The 21440-nt window shown below is 63.6% G+C and carries 18 protein-coding genes and 2 pseudogenes; 15 read left to right on the top strand and 5 right to left on the bottom strand.

Annotated features, from left to right (window positions below; all coding sequences use genetic code 11):
* Positions 1 to 320: 320 nt before the first annotated feature.
* The 6 genes and pseudogenes from rpsF to WCJ41_RS08810 all read left to right on the top strand — a co-directional run.
* Positions 321 to 668, top strand: a pseudogene (gene rpsF / locus WCJ41_RS08835) (30S ribosomal protein S6); the annotation flags it as partial.
* 26 nt (positions 669 to 694) lie between these two features.
* Entirely contained in the window at positions 695 to 934 is a 240-nt protein-coding gene (gene rpsR, locus WCJ41_RS08830; protein ID WP_290546472.1) for a 30S ribosomal protein S18, read from the top strand.
* 12 nt (positions 935 to 946) lie between these two features.
* A pseudogene (gene rplI / locus WCJ41_RS08825) lies at positions 947 to 1429 on the top strand (50S ribosomal protein L9); the annotation flags it as partial.
* Positions 1430 to 1752: 323 nt separating this feature from the next.
* Complete coding sequence (locus WCJ41_RS08820) at positions 1753 to 3012, top strand: cyclopropane-fatty-acyl-phospholipid synthase family protein (protein ID WP_336905484.1); 1260 nt, start codon at positions 1753 to 1755, stop codon at positions 3010 to 3012.
* Between the two features lie 116 nt (positions 3013 to 3128).
* A complete protein-coding gene (locus WCJ41_RS08815) occupies positions 3129 to 4628 on the top strand; it encodes a replicative DNA helicase (protein WP_336905483.1) in 1500 nt (499 codons plus the stop codon).
* A gap of 179 nt (positions 4629 to 4807) precedes the next feature.
* On the top strand, positions 4808 to 5659 hold the full coding sequence (locus WCJ41_RS08810; protein ID WP_336905482.1) for a helix-turn-helix transcriptional regulator: 852 nt from the start codon (positions 4808 to 4810) through the stop codon (positions 5657 to 5659).
* On the opposite strand, the gene WCJ41_RS08805 is transcribed toward WCJ41_RS08810, so the two are convergent.
* The gene (locus tag WCJ41_RS08805) at positions 5660 to 6127 is read right to left on the bottom strand and encodes a hypothetical protein (RefSeq protein ID WP_336905481.1); all 468 of its coding nucleotides are present in this window, start codon (positions 6125 to 6127) and stop codon (positions 5660 to 5662) included. It lies immediately after the preceding gene.
* An 84-nt stretch (positions 6128 to 6211) separates the two neighbouring features.
* Between WCJ41_RS08805 and alr the strand changes: the two genes are divergently transcribed.
* From alr to WCJ41_RS08790, 3 genes are read left to right on the top strand one after another with little or no spacing between them, the layout of a single operon-like run.
* Positions 6212 to 7351, top strand: a complete 1140-nt coding sequence (alr, locus tag WCJ41_RS08800; protein ID WP_336905480.1) for an alanine racemase — start codon at positions 6212 to 6214, stop codon at positions 7349 to 7351.
* Positions 7348 to 8121, top strand: a complete 774-nt coding sequence (locus WCJ41_RS08795; protein ID WP_336905479.1) for an ABC transporter permease — start codon at positions 7348 to 7350, stop codon at positions 8119 to 8121. The genes alr and WCJ41_RS08795 overlap by 4 nt, the downstream gene beginning before the upstream one ends.
* Positions 8122 to 8125: 4 nt before the next feature.
* Positions 8126 to 8899, top strand: coding sequence for an ATP-binding cassette domain-containing protein (locus WCJ41_RS08790; protein ID WP_336905478.1), 774 nt, complete (start codon positions 8126 to 8128; stop codon positions 8897 to 8899).
* On the opposite strand, the gene WCJ41_RS08785 is transcribed toward WCJ41_RS08790, so the two are convergent.
* Complete coding sequence (locus WCJ41_RS08785) at positions 8900 to 9592, bottom strand: Crp/Fnr family transcriptional regulator (RefSeq protein ID WP_336905477.1); 693 nt, start codon at positions 9590 to 9592, stop codon at positions 8900 to 8902.
* A 236-nt stretch (positions 9593 to 9828) separates the two neighbouring features.
* Complete coding sequence (locus tag WCJ41_RS08780) at positions 9829 to 10710, bottom strand: hypothetical protein (RefSeq protein WP_336905476.1); 882 nt, start codon at positions 10708 to 10710, stop codon at positions 9829 to 9831.
* Between the two features lie 455 nt (positions 10711 to 11165).
* Between WCJ41_RS08780 and WCJ41_RS08775 the strand changes: the two genes are divergently transcribed.
* Positions 11166 to 12839, top strand: a complete 1674-nt coding sequence (locus tag WCJ41_RS08775; protein ID WP_336905475.1) for an amidohydrolase — start codon at positions 11166 to 11168, stop codon at positions 12837 to 12839.
* A 131-nt stretch (positions 12840 to 12970) separates the two neighbouring features.
* Here the strand turns inward: WCJ41_RS08775 and WCJ41_RS08770 are convergent, their stop codons facing one another.
* Complete coding sequence (locus tag WCJ41_RS08770) at positions 12971 to 13831, bottom strand: LysR family transcriptional regulator (RefSeq protein WP_336905474.1); 861 nt, start codon at positions 13829 to 13831, stop codon at positions 12971 to 12973.
* A gap of 100 nt (positions 13832 to 13931) precedes the next feature.
* On the opposite strand from WCJ41_RS08770, the gene WCJ41_RS08765 reads away from it, so the two are divergent.
* From WCJ41_RS08765 to cysD, 4 genes are read left to right on the top strand one after another with little or no spacing between them, the layout of a single operon-like run.
* Complete coding sequence (locus WCJ41_RS08765) at positions 13932 to 15491, top strand: proton-conducting transporter membrane subunit (RefSeq protein WP_336905473.1); 1560 nt, start codon at positions 13932 to 13934, stop codon at positions 15489 to 15491.
* An 18-nt stretch (positions 15492 to 15509) separates the two neighbouring features.
* On the top strand, positions 15510 to 17888 hold the full coding sequence (locus WCJ41_RS08760; protein ID WP_336905472.1) for a DUF2309 domain-containing protein: 2379 nt from the start codon (positions 15510 to 15512) through the stop codon (positions 17886 to 17888).
* Complete coding sequence (locus WCJ41_RS08755; protein WP_336905471.1) at positions 17885 to 18703, top strand: DUF6671 family protein; 819 nt, start codon at positions 17885 to 17887, stop codon at positions 18701 to 18703. Before WCJ41_RS08760 ends, WCJ41_RS08755 begins: the two co-directional genes overlap by 4 nt.
* Complete coding sequence (cysD, locus tag WCJ41_RS08750) at positions 18700 to 19599, top strand: sulfate adenylyltransferase subunit CysD (protein ID WP_336905470.1); 900 nt, start codon at positions 18700 to 18702, stop codon at positions 19597 to 19599. Before WCJ41_RS08755 ends, cysD begins: the two co-directional genes overlap by 4 nt.
* A gap of 3 nt (positions 19600 to 19602) precedes the next feature.
* On the opposite strand, the gene WCJ41_RS08745 is transcribed toward cysD, so the two are convergent.
* Positions 19603 to 20205: a heme-binding protein gene (locus WCJ41_RS08745; protein ID WP_336905469.1), complete on the bottom strand. Its 603-nt coding sequence runs from the start codon at positions 20203 to 20205 to the stop codon at positions 19603 to 19605.
* A 246-nt stretch (positions 20206 to 20451) separates the two neighbouring features.
* Between WCJ41_RS08745 and WCJ41_RS08740 the strand changes: the two genes are divergently transcribed.
* Positions 20452 to 21339 (top strand): DMT family transporter, encoded by an 888-nt coding sequence (locus WCJ41_RS08740; protein ID WP_336905468.1) that lies wholly within the window; start codon positions 20452 to 20454, stop codon positions 21337 to 21339.
* The last annotated feature ends 101 nt before the right edge of the window (positions 21340 to 21440 follow it).

Genomic DNA, 21440 nt, shown 5'->3' with positions numbered 1-21440 from the left:
TTTGATCGGCGGACTACACCTTAACACCCTGTCCGAATTCCTAGGACCACCTCAGTTCCGCGGACGCCGGCCTGCCCTCGCCACGCGACAAGGCTTGCACCGGCCGCGCTTTTCCGCCATAAGCCGCCTCGCTGTAAGGCACCCGGCTGGGGGCTGAACGGAAGGGTCATGTGCTTCAAAGCAGATGGCCAGGGGGTGAACCCCGTCTTCCCGTGTCTCCGCTCTTTCGTTTGACCGGTCTTTCGAGCCTTTCTGGGTTCGAAAGAGGCTCTGCGCCGGATGACTTAGGCTGTTGAAACGTAACGAAAGGCACAATCAATATGGCTCTCTATGAGCACGTGTTCATGACACGTCAGGACGCTGCGCCCACTCAGGTCGATGCCCTGACGGAGCAGTACAAGGCGCTTCTCGCTGCCAATGGCGGCAAGGTGACCAAGACCGAATACTGGGGCCTCAAGTCCCTCACCTATCGCATCAAGAAGAACCGCAAGGCGCATTACACGCTCTTCAACATCGACGCCCCCTCTGCCGCCGTGCAGGAGATGGAGCGCCAGATGTCGATCTCGGAAGACGTGATCCGCTTCATGACCGTCAAGGTCGAAGCCCTTGAGGATGGTCCGTCGGCCCAGATGCGCCGCCGCGAGGACCGTGACCGCCGCGAAGACCGCGTCGAAGCCACCGAGGAGAGCAACTAATGTCCGCTCCGCAAGCCCGCCGCCCCTTCTTCCGTCGCAAGAAGAGCTGCCCCTTCACCGGCGATAACGCCCCGAAGATCGACTACAAGGACGTGCGCCTCCTGCAGCGCTACGTCTCCGAGCGCGGCAAGATCGTGCCGAGCCGCATCACCGCGGTATGCGCCAAGAAGCAGCGCGAACTGGCCAAGGCCATCAAGCGTTCCCGCTTCCTGGGCCTGCTGCCCTACGTGCTCAAGTAAGGAGTAGCCCAGATGGACGTCATTCTTCTCGAACGCGTCGCCAAGCTTGGCCACATGGGCGAAGTGGTGAAGGTCAAGGACGGCTATGCCCGTAACTTCCTTCTCCGCGGCGGCAAGGCGCTGCGCGCCACCGAAGCCAACAAGGCCAAGTTCGAACGTGACCGCGCGGCCCTCGAGGCCCGCAACGCCGAACGCCGGGCCGCTGCCGGCGAGGAAGCCAAGTCGCTGGACGGCAAGAGCTTCACGCTCATCCGTCAGGCCGGCGAATCGGGCCAGCTCTACGGCTCCGTCAGCCCGCGTGACATTGCGGACGCCGCTGGCGCCATTGGCGTCAAGATCGACCGTGGCCACATCCAGCTGACCGCGCCGATCAAGACCATTGGTCTGCACGAGGTGATCGTCTCGCCGCATCCGGAAGTCGAAGTCAAGGTGACGGTCAACGTCGCCCGCTCGCCCGAGGAAGCCGCCGCCCAGGCGCGCGGCGAAGACCTCACCGGCCCGACCTCGGACCGTGCGGAAATCCGCGCTGCCGCCGAAGCCCTCTTCGAGGAAGCCCAGGCCGAAGCCGCCGCGGAAGACAACGCCTAAGCATCGCATCGACGGCGAATGCATCAGGGCCGCCCTTCGGGGTGGCCCTTTTTTCATTCCGAGAATGCAACGGGCTCCCGTCCAGCGTGCACAAAAAGCCATTAACCCTTGCGCATTCAACCCCTTGCGTGAGGCGGGGTCGGCACATTAAACTTTTGTTAATGAAAATGACATCAGGGGGCAGGTGTCAGAGACCGCCAGTATGGCGAAGGGCTAAGGAGCGCAGGGTTATGTACGCACTTCTGGATCGTGCACTGAAGACGGTCATGGAAAAGGGCACGCTGCGCGTGACCGGACCGGATGGCAAGGTGCGGGACTATGGCAATGGCACGGGCACGCCAGTGAACATCGCCATCAAGACGCCGCTTGCCGCGACCAAGATCGCAGCCGATGCCGATCTCTATCTCGGTGAATGCTACATGGATGGATCGCTGGATGTGTCCGGCGGCACCACCATCTATGATACGCTCGCACTACTCGCCGCCAATGTGCAAGCCCACAAGATGCCGAAGATCGCCAAGGCTGCAAATGCCGTGCGCATCGCGCTGAAGCGCGTCGACCAGTACAACCCCGTCGGCAAGGCCAAGAGCAACGTTGCGCACCACTACGACCTTTCTGGCGCGCTCTACGATCTCTTCCTCGATCGCGACCGGCAATATTCCTGCGCCTATTTCGAAACCGATGACGGTTCGCTGGAAGATGCGCAGCTGGCCAAGAAGCGCCATCTCGCCGCAAAGCTCGACATCAAGCCCGGCATGAAGGTTCTGGACATCGGCTCCGGCTGGGGCGGGCTCGGCCTCTACATCGCGGAAATCTGCGGCGCCGAAGTCACCGGCGTCACCCTGTCGGAGGAACAGTACAAGCTGTCGAACGAGCGGGCCGAGCAGCGCGGCGTTTCCGATCGCGTGCAGTTCCTGCTGAAGGACTATCGTCACCTCGAAACCAAGTTCGACCGCATCGTGTCGGTCGGCATGTTCGAGCATGTGGGCGTCGGTCACTTCAAGGAGTTCTTCACCAAGGTGAACGCCCTCCTCAAGGACAATGGTGTGGCCGTGCTGCATTCGATCAACCGCTCGGCAGGCCCTGACGCAACGTCCGCCTGGATCAAGAAATACATTTTCCCGGGTGGCTACATCCCGGCCCTCTCGGAAGTGCTTCCCTATATCGAGAAGTCAGGGCTCTACGTCACCGACATCGAGATCCTGCGACTGCACTATGCCAAGACGCTGCGCGAATGGTACCTGCGCTTCGCCGACCACCGCGAGCGCGCGAAGGAACTCTATGACGAGCGCTTCTGCCGCATGTGGGAGTTCTATCTCGCCGTATCAGAGTGCGCCTTCCGCTACGTGGGCATGAACAACTTCCAGATCCAGTTCGTGAAAAACCAGAATGCCTTGCCGCTGACCCGCAACTACATGATCGCGGAAGAAGACCGGCTTCGCGAGATCGACAGCAAGCTGCCACGCTTCAAGGCGGTTCCCGCCGAGTAAGGTGCACGGGGCGAAGAACCCCTGCCCTGCGCCGACGCGCAGGCCATGATTGTGGATAACGTGCATAAGGCGCACAATGGCGCCGCAACTGCGCTGCATGTGTCTACGGTCTCGCGATGAACCAGAACCCTGCCCTCCGCGCCGTCGATCCTTCACCGGACGACGAGAGCTTCCGCAACCCGCCCCACAACATCGAGGCGGAACAGGCGCTGCTGGGCGCCATCCTGGTCAACAACGAGGCAGCGGACAAGGTGTCCGCATTCCTGCTGCCGGAGCATTTCTTCGAACCGCTGCACGCTCGCATCTTCGAGGCGGCAACCACGCTCATCAAGATCGGCAAGCTGGCGAGCCCGGTGACGCTCAAGACGCATTTCGAGAATGACGCCACGCTGAAGGAAATTGGCGGCACGGCCTATCTCGCGCGGCTTGCGGCGAGCGCCACGACCATCATCAACGCCGAAGAATATGGCCGCACGATTTATGAACTCGCGCAGCGGCGCAAGCTCATCGGCATCGGCACGGAACTCGTCAACGAGGCCTTCGACCCCGACATCGAGGACTCCTCGCGCGAACTGATCGAGCGCGCCGAGCAGACGCTCTACACCATGGCCGAGACCGGAAAATATGGCCAGGGATTCCAGCCCTTCGCCCGGGCACTCACCGATGCTGTCGACATGGCGGCGAGTGCCTACCAGCGCGATGGTGGCTTGTCCGGCATCTCGACGGGGCTCAAGGACCTCGACGAGAAAATGGGCGGCTTGCAGTCTTCCGATCTCATCATCCTGGCCGGCCGCCCAGCCATGGGCAAGACATCGCTCGCCACCAACATCGCCTACAATATCGCCAAGGCCTACAAGGCGCAGCACAACGCTGATGGCTCGGTGAAGGTGACGGATGGCGGTGTCGTGGCCTTCTTCTCACTCGAAATGTCGGCCGAGCAGCTGGCGACGCGTATCATCTCCGAGCAGGCAATGATCCCGTCGGAGCGCATCCGCCGCGGCAAGATCACCGAGGATGAATTCGCCAAGATCGTCGAGGTGACGCGCGAGATGCAGTCGCTGCCGCTCTACATCGATGCGACCGGCGGCATCACCATTGCGCAGGTGGCAGCGCGTGCAAGGCGGTTGAAGCGCCAGCGCGGGCTGGGGCTTCTCGTGGTCGACTACTTGCAGCTGCTTTCCGGCTCCTCGCGCCGCGCATCGGAAGGCCGTGTGCAGGAAGTCTCCGAGATTACCGTGGGCCTCAAGGCACTGGCCAAGGAGCTTTCGGTGCCGGTCGTGGCTCTTTCGCAGCTGTCACGCCAGGTCGAGAACCGCGACGACAAGCGCCCGCAGCTTGCCGACTTGCGTGAATCAGGCTCGATCGAGCAGGACGCCGACGTGGTGCTGTTCGTCTACCGCGAGGAATATTATCTTGCGCGCAAGGAGCCTCGCCCCAACACACAGGAACACTTCGACTGGCAGGAACAGATGAACCGCGTGAACGGAGTTGCCGAAGTCATCATTGGCAAGCAGCGTCATGGCCCCACCGGCATAGTCGAACTGCAGTTCGAGGCGAGCCTGACCAAGTTCCAGAACTTGGTGCGCACTGACTACATTCCGGAGCGCTTCGAATAGCAACTCAACTCTACTTTCAGATGTATTTTCTACAATTATTGCACAGTGTTTAGTTCAAATTGTGCAAAATTGGATTACGTTCTGCGCGCAAACAGTGCATTATACGCCAATCCGGTTCAGGATAACACGGCGGAGCCGCGGATGGGCGTGTCACGATTCTCAAGCTTGGGGCTTTGGCGGTGAACCAGCACACGCCCTTCTCGCCGCACAGGAATTTCGCCGACAATCTCCGCGCGCTGTGTACGCGCCACGGCTCGATTGCCGCAGTTTGCCGGGCGCTCGGCATGAACAGGCAGCAGTTCAACAAATATCTCTCCGGTTCCACCCTTCCAAATGCTGCGACGCTCGAGAAGATCTGCAACTTCTTCCGGATCGAGTCCGAGAGCCTGTTCCACGATCCGGCGCGTTTCCAGAAACCCAAGGAAGATTTGCTGCTCAGCGGCTTTCCGCTTCATGGCCTGGGCCTTGCTGCCAATGCCTTCGCCGGGATGCAACCCACCACGCTGCGCACCGGCTGCTATCACCTGTACAGCCTGTGGCCGCGCGATGAGGCGAAGTGCCTGCGTGAGGCGGTGTTCATCCAGAAGAAGGGCGATGTCACGGTCTTTACCCGCTTTACCAAGTACCGTGCCGTGGGCCAGCGCCAGCACTATTACCTGAGCGGCAGGCATGACGGTGTGGTGCTCGAAGCGGAGAAGGCGCGCTTCCTGCTCTCGCTGAACCGAAAGGGTTGCGGCGAAGTGAGCCTTGTTTCGATGGGGTCGGAAAATGCGCTGTCTCAGGGGTTCTTGAGCGGTCTCGCGCTCACGATGGCGCCATCGGGAACGCCACAGGCAGTGCGTGCCACACTGCAGTTTCGTGGGTGTTCGGACGCACTGAGGCGCGCCATCCGGGATGCAGGCGTGCTGCCACTGGATGATCAGTCAATTCCAGAAGAGGTAAGGCAGTCATTGACCCTGCCACGCCAGGCACCGGTGGCCCATCTTGAGGCTTTCAGCCTTCTGGACGGTCTGCCCTCGGCTTTCCCCTGATCAACCCGTGATCACGTCGTCCGGCGCATATTTGTTCAGCGCCAGCATCGCGGCAACGACCTTGCGCGTTTTGACTGCAATCGGTTTCGATGCTTTCAGGCGGCGAATGGAGCCGGCCAGCTGATCTTTGAAGGCATCGAGCAGGATTGCCTGATAGTGGTCGTAACGGCTGGGACCACCAGGTGCAATCGGTTGCTTGAGGGCGCTGCCATCACCGCGGGCGACCTTCTTGACCGAGCGCAACACGCGGCGCAGTTCCTTGTTGTCGACCGTGGGAGCCGGACGGATAGCACGCTTCGTCGGTTCTCGCGGCGCTTGCAACGTGGCCTGCGTTCCATCCATGTGGTGCCTCCCGGTCTGGTCTGTCGAACGCAACTCCGTTACGTTCATCTGGTTGTAAATTATGCAATCGCTTGCAGAAGGCAATTTCGCTTTGATTTCGCTCTGCGCGCGAAGGGCGAGCGTCATGCGCTTTTTGAGCCTCCCCAAGGCAAGGCTTGATCCCTGGTGCAGGTGACCTTAAGCCAATTCCGGAAAGGATTTTGCGACCAGATGACCCCCACCCCAGAGGACCTGGCCGGAGCGGTGCTGACCATCGATCTGGTCGCGCTGAAGGAGAACTGGCGGCGGCTTAACATACGGGCCGGAAAGGCAGAATGCGGCGCGGCGGTGAAGGGCAACGCCTATGGGCTGGGCATCGAACCGGTGGCCCGGGCACTGTGGGAAGCGGGGTGCAGATCGTTCTTCGTGGCCCGCCCCAAGGAGGGCGAGGAGCTGCGGGAACGCCTGCCGGAAGCAACAATATACATCCTTGACGGTCTGTTTGCGGGCCAAGCGGAATTTTACGCAAAACTGAACCTCTGCCCGGCGCTGATTTCCATCGAGGAAGCGCAGGAATGGGCAATGTTTGGAAGGGTTTACGGGCGGAAACTGCCCTGCGCGATCCATGTCGACACCGGCATCAACCGGCTGGGCTTTTCAATGGCGGAATTCGATTCGCTGCTGGCCGACAACTTCACCATGGAGGGGCTGAACGTCACCCTGCTGATGAGCCACCTCGCTTGCGCGGACGAGCCTTCCCACCCGCTTAACCAGCGCCAGCGCACGGCTTTCGCGAGCATACGGGCCAAGCTGCCGGGCGTGGCGGCGAGTCTTGCCAATTCATCGGGCGTGTTCCTGGGCGATGGCTTCACCCATGACCTGGTGCGCCCCGGCATTGCGCTGTACGGCGGAAATCCGATGCAGAATGTTGCGAATCCGATGCTGCCCGTTGCCATTCTGGAAGGTGCCGTCATGCAACTGCGCAGCGTTGCCCCCGGTGACACGGTGGGCTACTCCGCCACCTGGAAAGCCGACCGCCCGAGCCGGATTGCGGTGCTGGGCGCCGGCTACAAGGACGGCGTTCCGCGCGCACTGTCCTCGAAACAGCCGCATGGCCCTGCCCAGGTCTTCATCAACGGACAGCGCTGCCCGGTTATCGGGCGCGTCTCCATGGACATGATGGGGATCGACATCACTGACCTTGCGGAAGGCAGTGTGGTGCGCGGCACGCGGGCGGAGATCCTGGGGCGCCACATCGGCATCGACGAAGCGGCCAACTGGGCAGGCACCATATCCTATGAGTTGCTGACGAGGCTGGGCAGCCGCTATGCAAGGCTCTACACCGGGCTCGAATCGGACAGCACAGCTTGAACATATTTGCCCATATCGGCCGCGCCTCGCTGGCCCTGCTCGGAGAAGTGGGCCGGGTTGCGCTGTTCCTGAAGGACGCGCTGCTGCAGGGCCTGACGCCGAAGATCTTCGTCCGGCAGATCCTCGAGCAGATGATGCGGATCGGCTATTTTTCGCTGCCGGTCGTCGGCCTCACGGCCTTCTTCACAGGTGGCGCGCTGGCGCTGCAGATTTACCTCGGATCCTCGCGCTTCAACGCGGAGAGCCTCGTCGCCTCGATCGTCGCACTGGGCATCACGCGCGAGCTGGGGCCGGTCCTCGCAGGTCTGATGGTTGCGGGACGTGTCGGCGCCTCCATCGCGGCCGAACTCGGCACCATGCGGGTGACCGAGCAGATCGATGCGCTGGTAACGCTGGCCACCAACCCGTTCAAGTATCTCGTGGGCCCGCGCATCATCGCAGCGGTGGTGACGCTGCCGATCCTCGTCGGCATCGCCGACGTCATCGGCATCATGGGCGGCTACATCGTCGGCACGCGCTCGATCGGGCTCAATGGCTATGCCTATATCCGCAACACGGCGGACTTCCTTGAATTCAGCGACGTCTCGTCGGGCCTCATCAAGGCTGCCGTCTTCGGCTTCATCATCGCGGTGATGGGCTGTTATCACGGCTTCAATTCCAGTGGCGGCGCCCAGGGCGTGGGCCGGGCCACCACCAATGCGGTGGTCTCCTCCGCGATCCTGATCCTCGCTGCCAACTTCGCCCTCACTTCGCTTCTGTTCGCGGATTGATGTGATGGCCGAGGCATTCATCGAACTCACCGACGTCAGAAAGAGCTTCGGCTCGAAGCACGTGCTGAACGGCGTGACGCTGTCGGTGCCGAAGGGCCATTCGCTCGTGGTGATCGGCGGCTCGGGCACCGGCAAGTCGGTGATGCTGAAATGCATCCTCGGTCTGCTGCATCCGGACTCAGGCTCGATCAGGATCGCCGGCGAGGAAGTGATCGGGCTCAAGGGCAGCGCGCGCGATGAATATCTGGCGCGCTTCGGCATGCTGTTCCAGGGTGCGGCGCTTTTCGACTCCCTCTCGGTCTGGGAGAATGTCGCCTTCGGCCTCATCCAGGGCCGCCAAATGGCGCGCGCCAAGGCGCGCGACATTGCCATCGACAAGCTGGGACAGGTGGGCCTCACGCCGGAAGTCGGCAACCTCTATCCGGCAGAGCTCTCGGGCGGCATGCAGAAGCGCGTGGGACTTGCCCGCGCCATCGCGGCCGACCCCGAGATCATCTTCTTCGACGAGCCCACCACCGGCCTCGACCCGATCATGGCCGACGTCATCAACAACCTGATCGTCGACTGCGTGAAGCGACTGGGCGCAACCACGGTGTCGATAACCCATGACATGGCGTCGGCCCGCAAGATTGCCGATGACATTGCCATGATCTTCAAGGGCGAGATCATCTGGCAGGGACCCGCGAAGACGATTGACACCAGCGGCAACCCATACGTCGACCAGTTCATCCACGGCCGCGCCGAGGGACCGATCCAGATGGATGTTCTGAAGCCCTGATCACATATCCGCGTGGAGCAATGTCTTGAGCCGACCGGGATTGGTGATCATCAGCTGGCGGTAGTCCACATCGACGCATTGCTGATCACGCAGAACCCGCAGGAGGGCGCCCACCGAGTTGCGTGACAGGTTCGTCATGTGTGCAAGGTCAGCTTGCGAGATGTCAAGCTCCACAGGGCCTTCGGCAAGTGGCTGGCCATGCCTGAGACCAGCCAGCCGCAGCAATGTTGCCGCACAGCGCTGCAGCGGATTGCGCAGCATGAGATCATAGGCGGCACCCATGGCGAGTTGGCCATTGAGGATGGCCAGCTGGACAAAGCCAGTCCAGCGACGGGGCTCTTCCTGCACCAGCGCATCAATATCGCGCATGGGAAGAACCACCGCGCGTGTGGCGCGCATGGCATGAACGCCGGTGTTGCGGGGCTTGCGCGCAAACGCCGTTTCACCAAACCATGCACCCGGCAGGATGATGTGCGACACGGTGGGGCCGGACTCCGGCACGACGAAGGACATGGCGAGGGCGCCCGAGAGAAGGCCATAGATTCCATCCGAGGGATCACCCGGACGATAGAGATGCTGGCCCGCTTCCAGCACCTGGATGCGGGTCTTGCCGAGCACAGCATCCACGAAGGCCGGCTCGCAGAGGCTGAGCCAGCCGGCAGTCTTCAGGATTCGTGTGTCTTCGCCAGTCAAAGGTTTCACAGCCTCGGATTTTGGCGACCTTGGGCAAAAGGATTGCCCAAGTCTGGGCAACATTGGACTGAATGATCAAAATAGCATCAACTTAAAACTGCGCAAATGATTTTTTAAGCCAAGCGGCGACTTGGCAGCTGGTGCCGTAGCTCGTGGCTGCATGTGGGACGGGAATACAGTCCACAAGGCTAAAATATTGATTTCTTTCAGCCCTGGTCACTCCGCCTTCAGAGCCGTCACCCGTCGTTGGCGTGCTTCTCCATCACCTCGATGGCATGCTGCAGCGGGTCTGGCGACAGGTTGACGAAGCCGCGATGTGGTGTTTCCAGCTCGAGGAGCAGGAGAACGGCGCCCGATGCGGCGCCCGATGACAGCAGCAGCACGGTGATGGATGTCAGATGCCGCGGGGCAAACAGGCCAAAACTTGCGAAGAGCAGGACGAGCCACAGCAACATCAGCACCAAGAGCGCGGCCGGAATGGCATCGAGCTGCTGCTTCACAAGCGTGAAGTGCTCCTGAACGATCCTGTCGGACACATCCATGATGTGCGGCTGCAGCCAGCGCTGTGTTGCGTTTGCCGGAACCATCAGCGTGGCCCATTTTTCCACTTTCGCCAGAAGATCCAGCGTCGCTTCGTTTTCGACGGTGCGCTGGCTCCCGTCCGGAGGGAACACGTCATTCAACATGGAATGTGCGTATTGCCTCAGCAGGTCCCGCGAGCCATCCGCCTCGGTTCCATAGAGACGGAGCAAATGATCCATTCGGATGATGTCGCTGGAGGTCGACATCAGCTGCTCCTGATTATCGCCGAACGACGTATTTGCGACAGACAGCAGAAGGCCAAGCACAAGCGCCGTCAGGGTGCTGACCATCGCCATCGAGTTCGACACCACGTTGCGGCTGTCGTCCGTTCGATGGCCCTCGGGCAGCCGCGCGCCGATCCATATGCCGACCAAGCCTGCAGCAAACACCAGAACCCATGTGAACAAGGCAATGACCAGTGGCGGCACATTCATCGGGCAGGTCTCCAATTCCGAATGTCCTGGGGCTTGGCGATGAAGCAGCACGCTGCGCCGGTGACATTGCCGACTTGAAGCCTGAGGCAGGGCCGCAGACAAGTGTTTTCAGCAGCGCGACACACAGGACCCAGCAATCCAGCGCCGCCGCCCGGAGAAACTTCCTCGTACAAGCCGCAGGAAGGAAAGCGATTGCACAGAAAGCTCATGCCCATGGTTCATCATGTCCGGGCTCCGTCCCGGGCACCCTCTTTGGCATCGGCGAAAGGGCTGCCCGGAGCAAGCCCGTGCATGATGAATGAGAGAGCGGGACGCGGAGAACGCGAAAAAGGCCGCCCCGGGGGGCGGCCTTTCCGTGAGATGCGCCGGAGGCGGTCTCGATATCGTTGCGTCAGCCCCGCGTTCCCGCGGAGGCAACGATCCGGCTCGCCGGCACAGTGAACTCACTCGACATCGGATCACCTCCTTTCGCTGTTGATACTGCCATGCAGGGTGGGGGCTTGCCGCGGTTTCGTCAAGCGGGCATTTTCGCCGCTCATTCGAAAGGACCGCCTGCCATGACTGCCGCCGACATCCTGATTACCAACGCCCGCGTGCTGACGATGGACCCTGCCCGCCCCCGGGCCGAGGCCGTGGCCATTGCCGGGAACCGCATCATCCGCGTCGGCTCGCTTGACGATGTGGCGGGGCTGAAGGCCAGGCACACGCGCGTGATCGATGCCGCACAGAAGACGGTGATGCCAGGCATCATCGAGGGCCATGTGCATCTGTTCGGCGGTGCTGTCGAACTCGAGACGCTGATGCTGAACGGCATGACCGGTTTCGAGGCCGTGGCAGAAGCCGTTGCCCTGTTCCGCAAGCAGCGGCCGGGCGAGCCCGTGCTGCTGGCCACCGGCATTGCGCATGAGGCCTTCGGCGAACCCATCACCCGGCAGATCCTCGACCGCATGGTGTCCGACATTCCCTTCATCATGGGCTGCTTTGACCACCACACCATGTGGGCCAATACCAAGGCGCTGGAAGCGGCGGGCCTCATGAAGGGCCGCGACCTTCCCGTCGGCAATGAGATCGTGCTGGACCACAATGGCATTGCCACCGGTGAGTTGCGCGAACCCGCTGCCTACATGCTGGTGCAGGCCCTCACCCCAACGGGCGGACGCGAATGGCTGGGCATGACGACGGGCGAGAGCCCCAACCCAGCAGCAACGGCGGCCCAGCGCGAGCTCGACATCGGCTTCTTCAAGAAGGGCATCGCGCATGCGGCTTCTCTTGGCATCACCTCGATGCACAACATGGATGGCAACTGGTACCAGCTGGAACTGCTGCAGACGCTGCTTGATCGCGGCGAGATGCATGCGCGCGTGGAAGTGCCCTTCCACCAGAAGAACACTTTCGAGATCGCGCGCGTCGAGGAAGCCGCCGACATGCGCGCCAAGTATGGCCGCACGCGGCCGGGCGGCGACATGCTGCATTGCGACCGGGTGAAGGTGTTCGTCGACGGCGTGCTCGAGACCTACACCGCGCTTATGCTGGAGGGCTACCCGGACCAGCCGGATAACATGGGCGCGCCATTGTTCACCGCTGAAGAGATGAACGAGATCGTGCGCCGGGCCGACAGGCACGGCCTGCAGGTGGCGACGCATGCCATCGCCGATGGCGCGGTGCGCCGCACGCTCGATGCCTATGAAAATGCCATCAAGGCGAACGGCCGGCGCGACTCGCGCCACCGCATCGAGCACATCGAGATGATCGACCCCGCCGACATCAACCGGTTGAAGCAACTGGGCGTCGTCGCCTCGCTGCAGCCCATCGCGGGCGTAGGGGTGCCGGGCTCACCGCCTGAGCCCATCCTGTCACGCGTGGGGGACAAGCTACCATGGTCCTATGCCTGGCAGACGCTGCGCGATGCGGGCGCGGTGATCGCTTTTTCCTCCGACTGGCCGGTTGCCCCCTTGAGTCCCTTCCTCGGCATGCAGGCGGCGATGACCGTCGTACCGCTCAGGACCGACTGTCCGCCGCAGGCGCAGAGCCTGATGGACACGCTCAACGGCTTCACCGCTGCCGGCGCCTACATGGAGTTCATGGAGCACGCCAAGGGCACGCTGAAGGAAGGCTACCTCGCCGACGTGGTGGTGCTCGACGCCGACATGGAACAGGCCCCGAAGGACCAGATCGCCAATGTGCGGCCCGTCACGACGATCTGCGACGGCCGTGTCAGCTTCGGGGCATAAATAAAATTCAGCCTGATCACCATGGACTTCGTAACGATTTTTTTTGGGTTTGAATTTTGTCAGTTAGGGCCCTAGCTGGGTGCCGCCGAAAGCCCGCCTAGCCTCTCCGCAAGGGCTTTTGCTGCGCGCCCCTAGGGCTTCGTCAGCAACTCGGCGACCACCGGGTTGGGAAAGCGCCGCTCGCGCGTGACGGCGAGGAAATGTTCGCGGATGCCGTCGAGCTGCGCCACCTCGACGAGGAGGCCAGAGGTGAGCTCGTCTCGCACCACGATGGGCGGGATAACGGCGAGGCCTGCGTCCTCGCGCGCCAGCAGACGCAGCATCGCCATGTCATCAGCTTCCGCCGCGATGTGGGGCGAGACGCCATAACGCGCCATCAAGGCGTCGAATGCGCCGCGCAGGGCGGAATCCTTCGCAGGGAGCACGAGCCCCTCGTCGCGCAGCAGCACCTGCATCTTGCGCCTGGCCACCCGCTTGGGCGTGCCGATGAGACTGACCGGCTGTTCGCCGATCTGGTGGACAAGCCACAGTGTGTCAGCCTCGCGCGGAGGCGCCATGTTGGTGAGCACCACGTCGAGCGCCAGCGCATCGAGATCGCGCAGCAGCTCCGCCTGGCTGCCCGAGCGCAGGATGACCTCCACATCGCGGCGGCCCACCAGCGGGCGCAGGAACTCCATCTGGAAATTGCGCGACAGTGTCGCCAGCGCGCCAACGCGGAGCGCACGGCGGACATTGCCCGTCTCGCGCATCACGGCGGCCAGGTCCTCCGCGGTGCGGAAGATGGCATCGGCATGGTCCAGCGCGATGCGGCCCGCCTCGGTCAGAACGAGGCTGCGGCCCCGGCGCTCGAACAGGTCATGTCCGAGGGAAGCCTCCAGCCCCTTGATCTGGGTGGAAAGTGCTGACTGCGACAGGTTGAGCCGCCGGGCAGCCCCGGTAAGGGTGCCGTCGGCTGCCACGGCCCGGAACAGGCGAAGATGATGCAGGTTCATATCACTTCCATAAAACAGAACGATATGTGTTAAAAGATATAATTTTATGGAATAGCGAATGCGCTTATCCCTCCGTCCACATCCGGACCGGAGTTACCCCATGCATGCGCTGCCCCCGCTGACCGCCCTCGCCCCCCTGCTCCTGCTGGCGGTTGCCGCTCTCACCTTGATCAATACCGGCCGACGCTCCGGCCTGCTGCCGCGCATCGCGGAAGGGTCCACGCTTGCCGCACTGGGCCTTGCACTGGCCGGGTTGGTGCAGTTGTTGTGGACGGGGCCCACCACGCTCAGCCTTGGAAGCGGCGCGGCACTGCTGGCGCTGCGGCTTGATGCGGTGAGCGTGAGCATGGCGCTGCTCGTCAGCTTCGTCGGTTGGATCGTGGTGCGCTATTCGCGCAGCTACCTCGACGGCGAGGCGCGCGAGGGGCGCTTCCACGGGCTGATGCTGGCAACGCTTGCTGCCGTGCTGGTACTGGTGCAGGCGGGAAGCCTCACCGTGGTGGTGGCGGGCTTCATCGCCATCGGCCTCTTGCTCCGGCAGTTGCTGCTGTTCTACCCCGAGCGTGCCGAGGCGCAGCGGGCGGCGGCAAAATTCTCGCTCGTGTGGGGTGCAGGCGACGTGGCTCTCATCATCGCATCGCTGCTGATTGGCGGCAGCTTCGGCACCGGCAGCCTGGCAGCGATCGGCGCAGCGGCGGTGAACGGGCTTCCGCTTGCCGCCGAAATCGGTGTCGCGTTCCTTGTGCTGGCGGCGGCGCTTAAGACGGCGGCCTTCCCGCTGCATGGCTGGCTGACCGAGGTGATGGAGGCGCCGACACCAGTCTCCGCACTGTTGCACGCCGGCATCATCAATTCTGGCGGCGTGCTGCTGATCGCGCTGGCGCCACTGGTGCAGGCGAGTACGGGCGCGATGGCGGCTCTCGTCATGATCGGTGGGCTCACCGCACTCTTCGGTGCGGCGGTGATGCTGACGCAGAGCGCGGTGAAGACGGCACTCGCCTGGTCCACCGTGGCGCAGATGGGTTTCATGCTGCTGCAGTGTGGCCTCGGACTGTGGACACTGGCGCTGCTGCACATCGTGGCGCACTCGCTCTACAAGGCACATGCCTTCCTCTCCTCAGGTGGTGCGGTGCAAGCCGTTGCCGCGGTGAAGCGGCCGGGGCCGGTCGCGGTGCCGGGCATCGCGGCGGTGGCCAAAGCCTTCCTGCTGGCACTCGCGCTCTTCGCCATCGTCGCCAGCATCTTCTCGCTCATGACGCCGAAGTCACCGCAGTCGCTGGCGCTGGGGGCGATCCTGATCTTCGGTGTCGCCTACCTGGTGGCGCAGGGGTTGGCCGATGCCGCACCGCGCGCACTCACCCTGCGCACCGGCCTTGCCGCCACCGCAGCGGCCGTTGCCTACTTCAGCTTCCAGCTTATCGCGCAGGCGCTGTGGGGGTCGAGCCTGCCGCAACCGCCGGAGGCCGGGCCGCTGGAATGGGCACTGATCGTGCTGGCACTGCTCTCATTCGGCATCGTTGCAGTGGCGCAGGCGCTGTTCCCGCTGTGGGCGCACCACCCGGCGACGACGGGACTGCGCGTACACCTCGCCAACGGGCTTTACCTCAACGCGCTGCTCGACCGGGCGACCGGCGGCTTCCGCACCTCACGCACGACCTGACATCAGATGGAGGTTCCCATGTTCATGATGCATCCGCAATTCGCACCGGCCCGCGTCAATGGCCTGCTCAAGGCGGCGGAAGATGCCGCGCGGGCTGTGCCCCCCGCCTTCCCGCTCACCGCCACGGTGGCCGTGAACCCCTTCCTCGGCCAGACGGCCAAAGACCTCGCCACCACCGCGGCGCTGATGGCCCGCGTCGCCGGCACGCGCGTCACGCTACCGCGCGGCGACTATGCCGCGAAACTGCGCGACGGCGAGATGTGCGAGGAGGATCTCGCGGCAGCGTTCTCGGCCTGCCCATCAACGCTCAAGCCCCATGACGTGACAGCATTGAAGGCCCTGCTGGCGCAGGACCGCAGTGCGCCGCAGCCGCTGCCCACGCTGGCGGAGCTTGCGGCACGCACCGACGGCACCGACTGGACCGGCATCATCGCGCGCGCGATCGGGCTGTGGGCGGCGGGGCACTTCGACCGCGGCCAGGCGCTCTGGTCACCGGCGCCCGGGCGCAGCGCCTATGCCGCCTGGCGGGCCTGGGCGGTGCATGACCTGACGCCCGAGATCGCGGGCCTCACAAGCTTCTGCACCCATGTGGCCGAAGCGCCGGACACCGCCGAACGCGCCATCCTGCGGGCGACGGAAAGCCTCGGGCTCGGCGAGGCTGCAGCGGGTACTGCCTTCCATCGCCTGCTCGTCGAACTGGGCGGCTGGGCGCAGCATGCGCGCTGGCTGCTGTGGGAGGCTGAATTGAAGGGCACGACCGACGCAACCCTCACCGACCTGCTGGCAATCCGCCTCATCTGGGAAGAAGCGCTGCTTGCGCACCGCCCCTATGTGGCCGGCAGCTGGCAACAGGTGATGGAGGCTCACGCGGCCCCGGTGATGGCCTCTGCCGACGACGTGGCCGACGCGATCCTGCAGGATGCACTGGAGAGAGCACATCAACGCCAGCTCGTGCGCAAGTTGACAAGTGACAAGACCACGCGGAGCAGGCCATCGCTGCAGGCAGCCTTCTGCATCGACGTGCGCTCGGAGGTTTTCCGCCGCGCACTCGAAGCGGCTGACCCAACGGTGGAGACGATCGGCTTTGCGGGCTTCTTCGGCCTGCCGGTAAGGCACCGCCCGCATGGCACGGAGATGACCGAGGCGCACTTGCCCGTGCTGCTCAACCCCGCGCTCACCTCGACCGGACACGAGAGCCCCAAGGCGGAGACGGACGCACGCATCACGGCGCGCACGCTGCGGGCCTGGGGACGCTTCCGGCAGGCCGCGGTCTCCTCCTTCGCCTTCGTCGAGGCGGCAGGGCCAGGCTATGCCGCGAAGCTGGTGAAGGATGCGCTGGCGCTCGACAGGAAGACGGAGAGGCAAGAGCCCGCGCCGCGCATCGAGGGAGGCCTGACGGCGGAGGCGAAGGCGGCAACGGCAGCCGCGGTGCTGAAGGCCATGAGCCTCACAACCGGACATGCGCCGCTGGTGTTGCTGATCGGCCATGGCGCGCATGTGACCAACAACCCGTATGAGAGCGCCTATCACTGCGGAGCCTGCGGCGGGCACACGGGCGAAGTCTCGGCACGGCTGCTGGCACAATTGCTGAACGACCCGGAAGCACGCAGCGGCCTCATCGCTCATGGCATCACCCTGCCGGAAGACACGCTGTTCGTGGCGGGCCTGCATGACACGACGACCGATGCTGTGACACTCTACGAAGACGGCTTCGCGCCACCGCAACGGGCACGGATCAATGATGCCAGGTCACTTCTGGCAATGGCGGCACAGGCGGCGCGAGCCGAACGTTCGCTACGGCTGCCAGGATCGTCAGCCACGACCATCACGCAGCGCGCGCTGAACTGGGCGGAGGTGCGGCCTGAATGGGGGCTTGCTGGGTGTGCCACCTTCATCGCCGCGCCGCGCGGCGTGACAGCCGGCGCAGACCTCGGCGGGCGCGCCTTTCTGCACAGTTATGACTGGCGCGCCGACAAGGGCTTCTCCACGCTGGAGCTGATCATCACCGCGCCAGTCGTCGTGGCGAGCTGGATCAGCCTGCAGTACTACGGCTCGGCGGTAGCTCCGCACGTGTTCGGCGGTGGCAACAAGCTGATCCACAACGTGGTGGGCGGCATCGGCGTGCTGATGGGCAATGGCGGTACACTGCGCGCCGGCCTGCCGTGGCAGGCCGTGCATGACGGCGAGAAGCTGGTGCACGAGCCCTTGCGACTCACGGTGATGATCGAGGCGCCGCAGGAGGCAATTGGTGCGGTGCTGGCAAGGCACCCGGAGGTGGCAGCCCTCTTCGACAATGGCTGGCTGCATCTTCTGGCGCTGGAGAATGGCGCCGTGAGCGCGCGCTACCGCCCCGGCGGCACCTGGGAGCGGCAGGGCGAGGCGCGCAAGGCGGCATGAGCTATCACGGCCTCATTGCGGCACTCGCCACGCAGCACGGGAAAGAGAAGGCGATCACCCCGCCCCTTGCGGCAATGACGGGACTTGCCGTTACAGTGCCGCAGGGCATCGACACCGATGCGCTGGGCACCTTCACCGGCGAGACGCCGCGTCTTGCCTCGATGCGCGAGACGCTCCGCACGAAGGCGCAGCTGGGCATGGAGGCGACGGGCCTGCCCATCGGCATTGCCAGCGAGGGCAGCTTCGGGCCGCACCCGTTCGTTCCCTTCCTCGCGGGCGGCGTGGAAATGATCGTCTTCATCGACCACACACGCGGCATCGAGGTGGTGGAACAGGCAGTCAGCGAGAACACCAATTTCGCATCGCTCTGGATTACGCAGTGTGCGGATGTCGACGGCTTCCTCGCACGCATTGGGTTTCCCGAGCATGCGGTGGTGCTGCGCAGTAGCGACCACATCATCAAGGGCATCAACTCACGCGGTGAGCTCGATCACCTGCTGAGGCACTGCGGTGAAGGTGCACGCATTGAGACTGACATGCGCGCCCATCTCAATCCGACACGCATGACCGAGATCGGCAAGCTGGCGGAAAAACTCGCCAGCCGTATTGCAACACCCTGCCCGGCCTGCTCCACGCCGGCCTTCGGCACCCTGCGCCACGAGGCGGGGCTGCGCTGCGAGGACTGCGGTGCGCCAACCCAACTGGTGCGCAGCATCGTGAAAGGCTGCGCATTGTGCCGCCACGAAGAACACCTTCCACGAACCGACGGTCGTACGTTCGCCACAGCCGCCGAATGCCCGGAGTGCAACCCATGACATTGTCCCACCTCGACCGCCTCGAAGCCGAGGCGATCCACATCATTCGCGAGACGGCGGCGCAGTTCAGGAAGCCTGTTCTGCTCTATTCGATCGGCAAGGACTCGACCACGCTTCTTCACCTCTGTGCCAAGGCCTTCTACCCCGGCAAGCCGCCCTTCCCGCTGATGCACATCGACTCGACCTGGGAGTTCAGCGATGCAATTGCCTTCCGCGACTGGGTGGTAAAGCACTACGGCGTGGAACTCATCGTCTATCGCAACGAGGAGGGTGTTGCGAAGAACATCAACCCCTTCGACCATGGTTCGAGCCTTTACACCGAGATCATGCGCACCGTGCCACTGAAGCAGGCGATCACCGAACTCGGATTCGACGCGGCCATGGGCGGGGCACGGCGCGACGAGGAGAAGTCGCGCGCCAAGGAACGCGTTTTCTCGGTGCGTGATGCGAGCCACGGCTGGAACCCCAAGGCCCAGCGCCCGGAGCTATGGGACAATTACAATGGCCGCCTCGCACCGGGGCAGACCATGCGCGTTTTCCCGATCTCCAACTGGACGGAACTCGACGTGTGGCTCTACATCCTGCGCGAAGAGATTCCACTGCCGCCCGTCTATTTCGCGGCAGAGCGCCCGGTGGTGACGCGCGACGGGCAGATCATCCTCGTCGATGACGACCGCATGCGGCTTCACCCCGGCGAGGAGCCGGAGATGCTGCCGGTGCGCTTCCGCACCTGCGGCTGCTACCCGCTGACGGGCGGCATGGTATCATCCGCGAAGACAGTGCGCGAGGTGATCCTCGAGACTGTTCAGGCTTCGGGCTCGGAGCGCGCTGGCCGCATGATCGACAAGGACGGAGCCTCGGCGATGGAGGACAAGAAGCGGCAGGGCTATTTCTGAGGCTCAGGGTGCAAGGTCGTAGAGGATCTCGTTGCGGCGCAGGAAGCCCGGCGTGAAGGGATCGTTGTAATAAGCAAAGATCGGCGGGCCGACCGTTGTGAGGCCCTTCTTCTGCAACCACGCCTGCAGTTCGGCATTCTTCTGCGTGAACAGCGGGTCCGACCACCAACCGCTGAAGCGGATGGCGACGCGGTGCGCAGGCGGCTCCTCGCGCAGTTGCACGTCGGCGCCGGCGGGCTTCGGCAAAGAGTCCAGCGTGTAACCCGATGGCATGATGAACTGGACGGTCCATGATCCTTCACCCTGATGCTGGGTGACAGGTGCCGTCATGGCGATCTTGGGGCCCGGCCGCTCGCTGGCGAATATATAGCGGGCGAGCGGACCAAAGCCGGCGCGCACTGCCTGATCGCGGCTGCCGGAGCGGGTGACCTCGGCAACGGTGAGAGCAGGATAGTCGCGGATTTCGATGGGGCCGTCGGTTTCCGTCACGCTGTAGCGCGCGATTTCCACGTTGCGGGTCTGCACATACCAGAAGGCGACGAGCCCGGCGAAGACCGCCACGGCCAGAAGGGCGACGAAAATGAGCATGCGCTTTACCTTGTTCATGGGGTCCATGCCTTGCAGGCTCTTACATGGGGTTGAATCGCCCGGATTTCACCCACAAACGACAGGCGGAGCGGAGGCCGTCCCGCGCTCCGCTCCGCCCTTCGCCACCCGGGTCTGCACGAGGGCGGCGATGTTCCGGTTACCAGCACTGCACGTGGCGCGTGGCTTGGCCCATGACGCAAATCAAATCCAGTGCCTATAAGCGGCCAAATTCCGTGACCCGGCAAACGTAGAAACCCTGACACCGTGAAGCAGCGCGACCTCGTGACATATGCCGTGCTGGCGCTCGTGTGGGGCTTGTCCTTCATGGTGCTGGTGCATGTGGTGAAGGCCTTCGGCTGGGCCGGAACGGTGAGCCTGCGGGCGCTGACGGCGGGCTGCGCGCTGTGGCTCGTGGCACTCGCCATGCGCCGCAAGCTGGACTTCAGCTGTGGTTGGTGGCCGCTGGCGGTTGCGGGTTTCCTCACTGTGGTGATGCAACTCGCCGGCATCGCCTATGCAGCGCCCAGGATCGGTACCGCCATGACGGCGATTATCGTCTCAGCCATTCCGCTGTTCACCATGGTGGTGGGCCGCTTTGCCGGGCTGGAGAGGTTGAACGAACGCAGCATCATCGGGCTCGTGATGGGCTTCGTCGGGATCGTGCTGCTGGTCGGCTTTCCCGATGCGCCGCTGACGCCGGACTTCCTGCTGTCCTGCGCCATCTCCATCATCGGATCCTTCTCCGCTGCCTGCGGCAGCCTCTATGTGAGCGTGAAACTGCGGAACACCGACCCATGGGTCGTCACCATAGGTTCCTTCCTGTGGGGCGGGGTGATGACGCTGCCGCTGATCCTGTTGGTGCCGCTGCCCACGGTGCCGGGCCTTACGGACGTGTTGTGGCTGCTCGTGCTCGGCCTCATCACCAGTGCCCTCATGTATGTGCTGTTCTACGGATTGCTGGCGGCCATTGGGCCGACCCGCGCAATCAGCGTCGAATTCGTGGTGACGGTGGTGGCCGTGGTGGCGGGCACCACACTCCTCGGCGAGCGCCTATCATGGCCGCAGGTGGTGGGGGCGGTGGTGATCATTTCCGGTTGCGCCCTGGTGCTGGGCATCTGGCCGGGGGCACGCCGCCAGGCGACTGGTCTCTGACGTTACGTCAGAATACCTGACATTAAAGTTGATTTCACAACCTATACTAGTGTAATAACCTGATTATCATCGTCACTCCGCCAGCGACAGCCCGGAGGCGA

This window comes from Aestuariivirga sp. (assembly GCF_037139295.1).
Classification (GTDB): domain Bacteria; phylum Pseudomonadota; class Alphaproteobacteria; order Rhizobiales; family Aestuariivirgaceae; genus Aestuariivirga.
The sequence above is the reverse complement of the archived record's forward strand: the minus strand, read 5'-3'. Positions and strand labels throughout refer to the sequence as shown.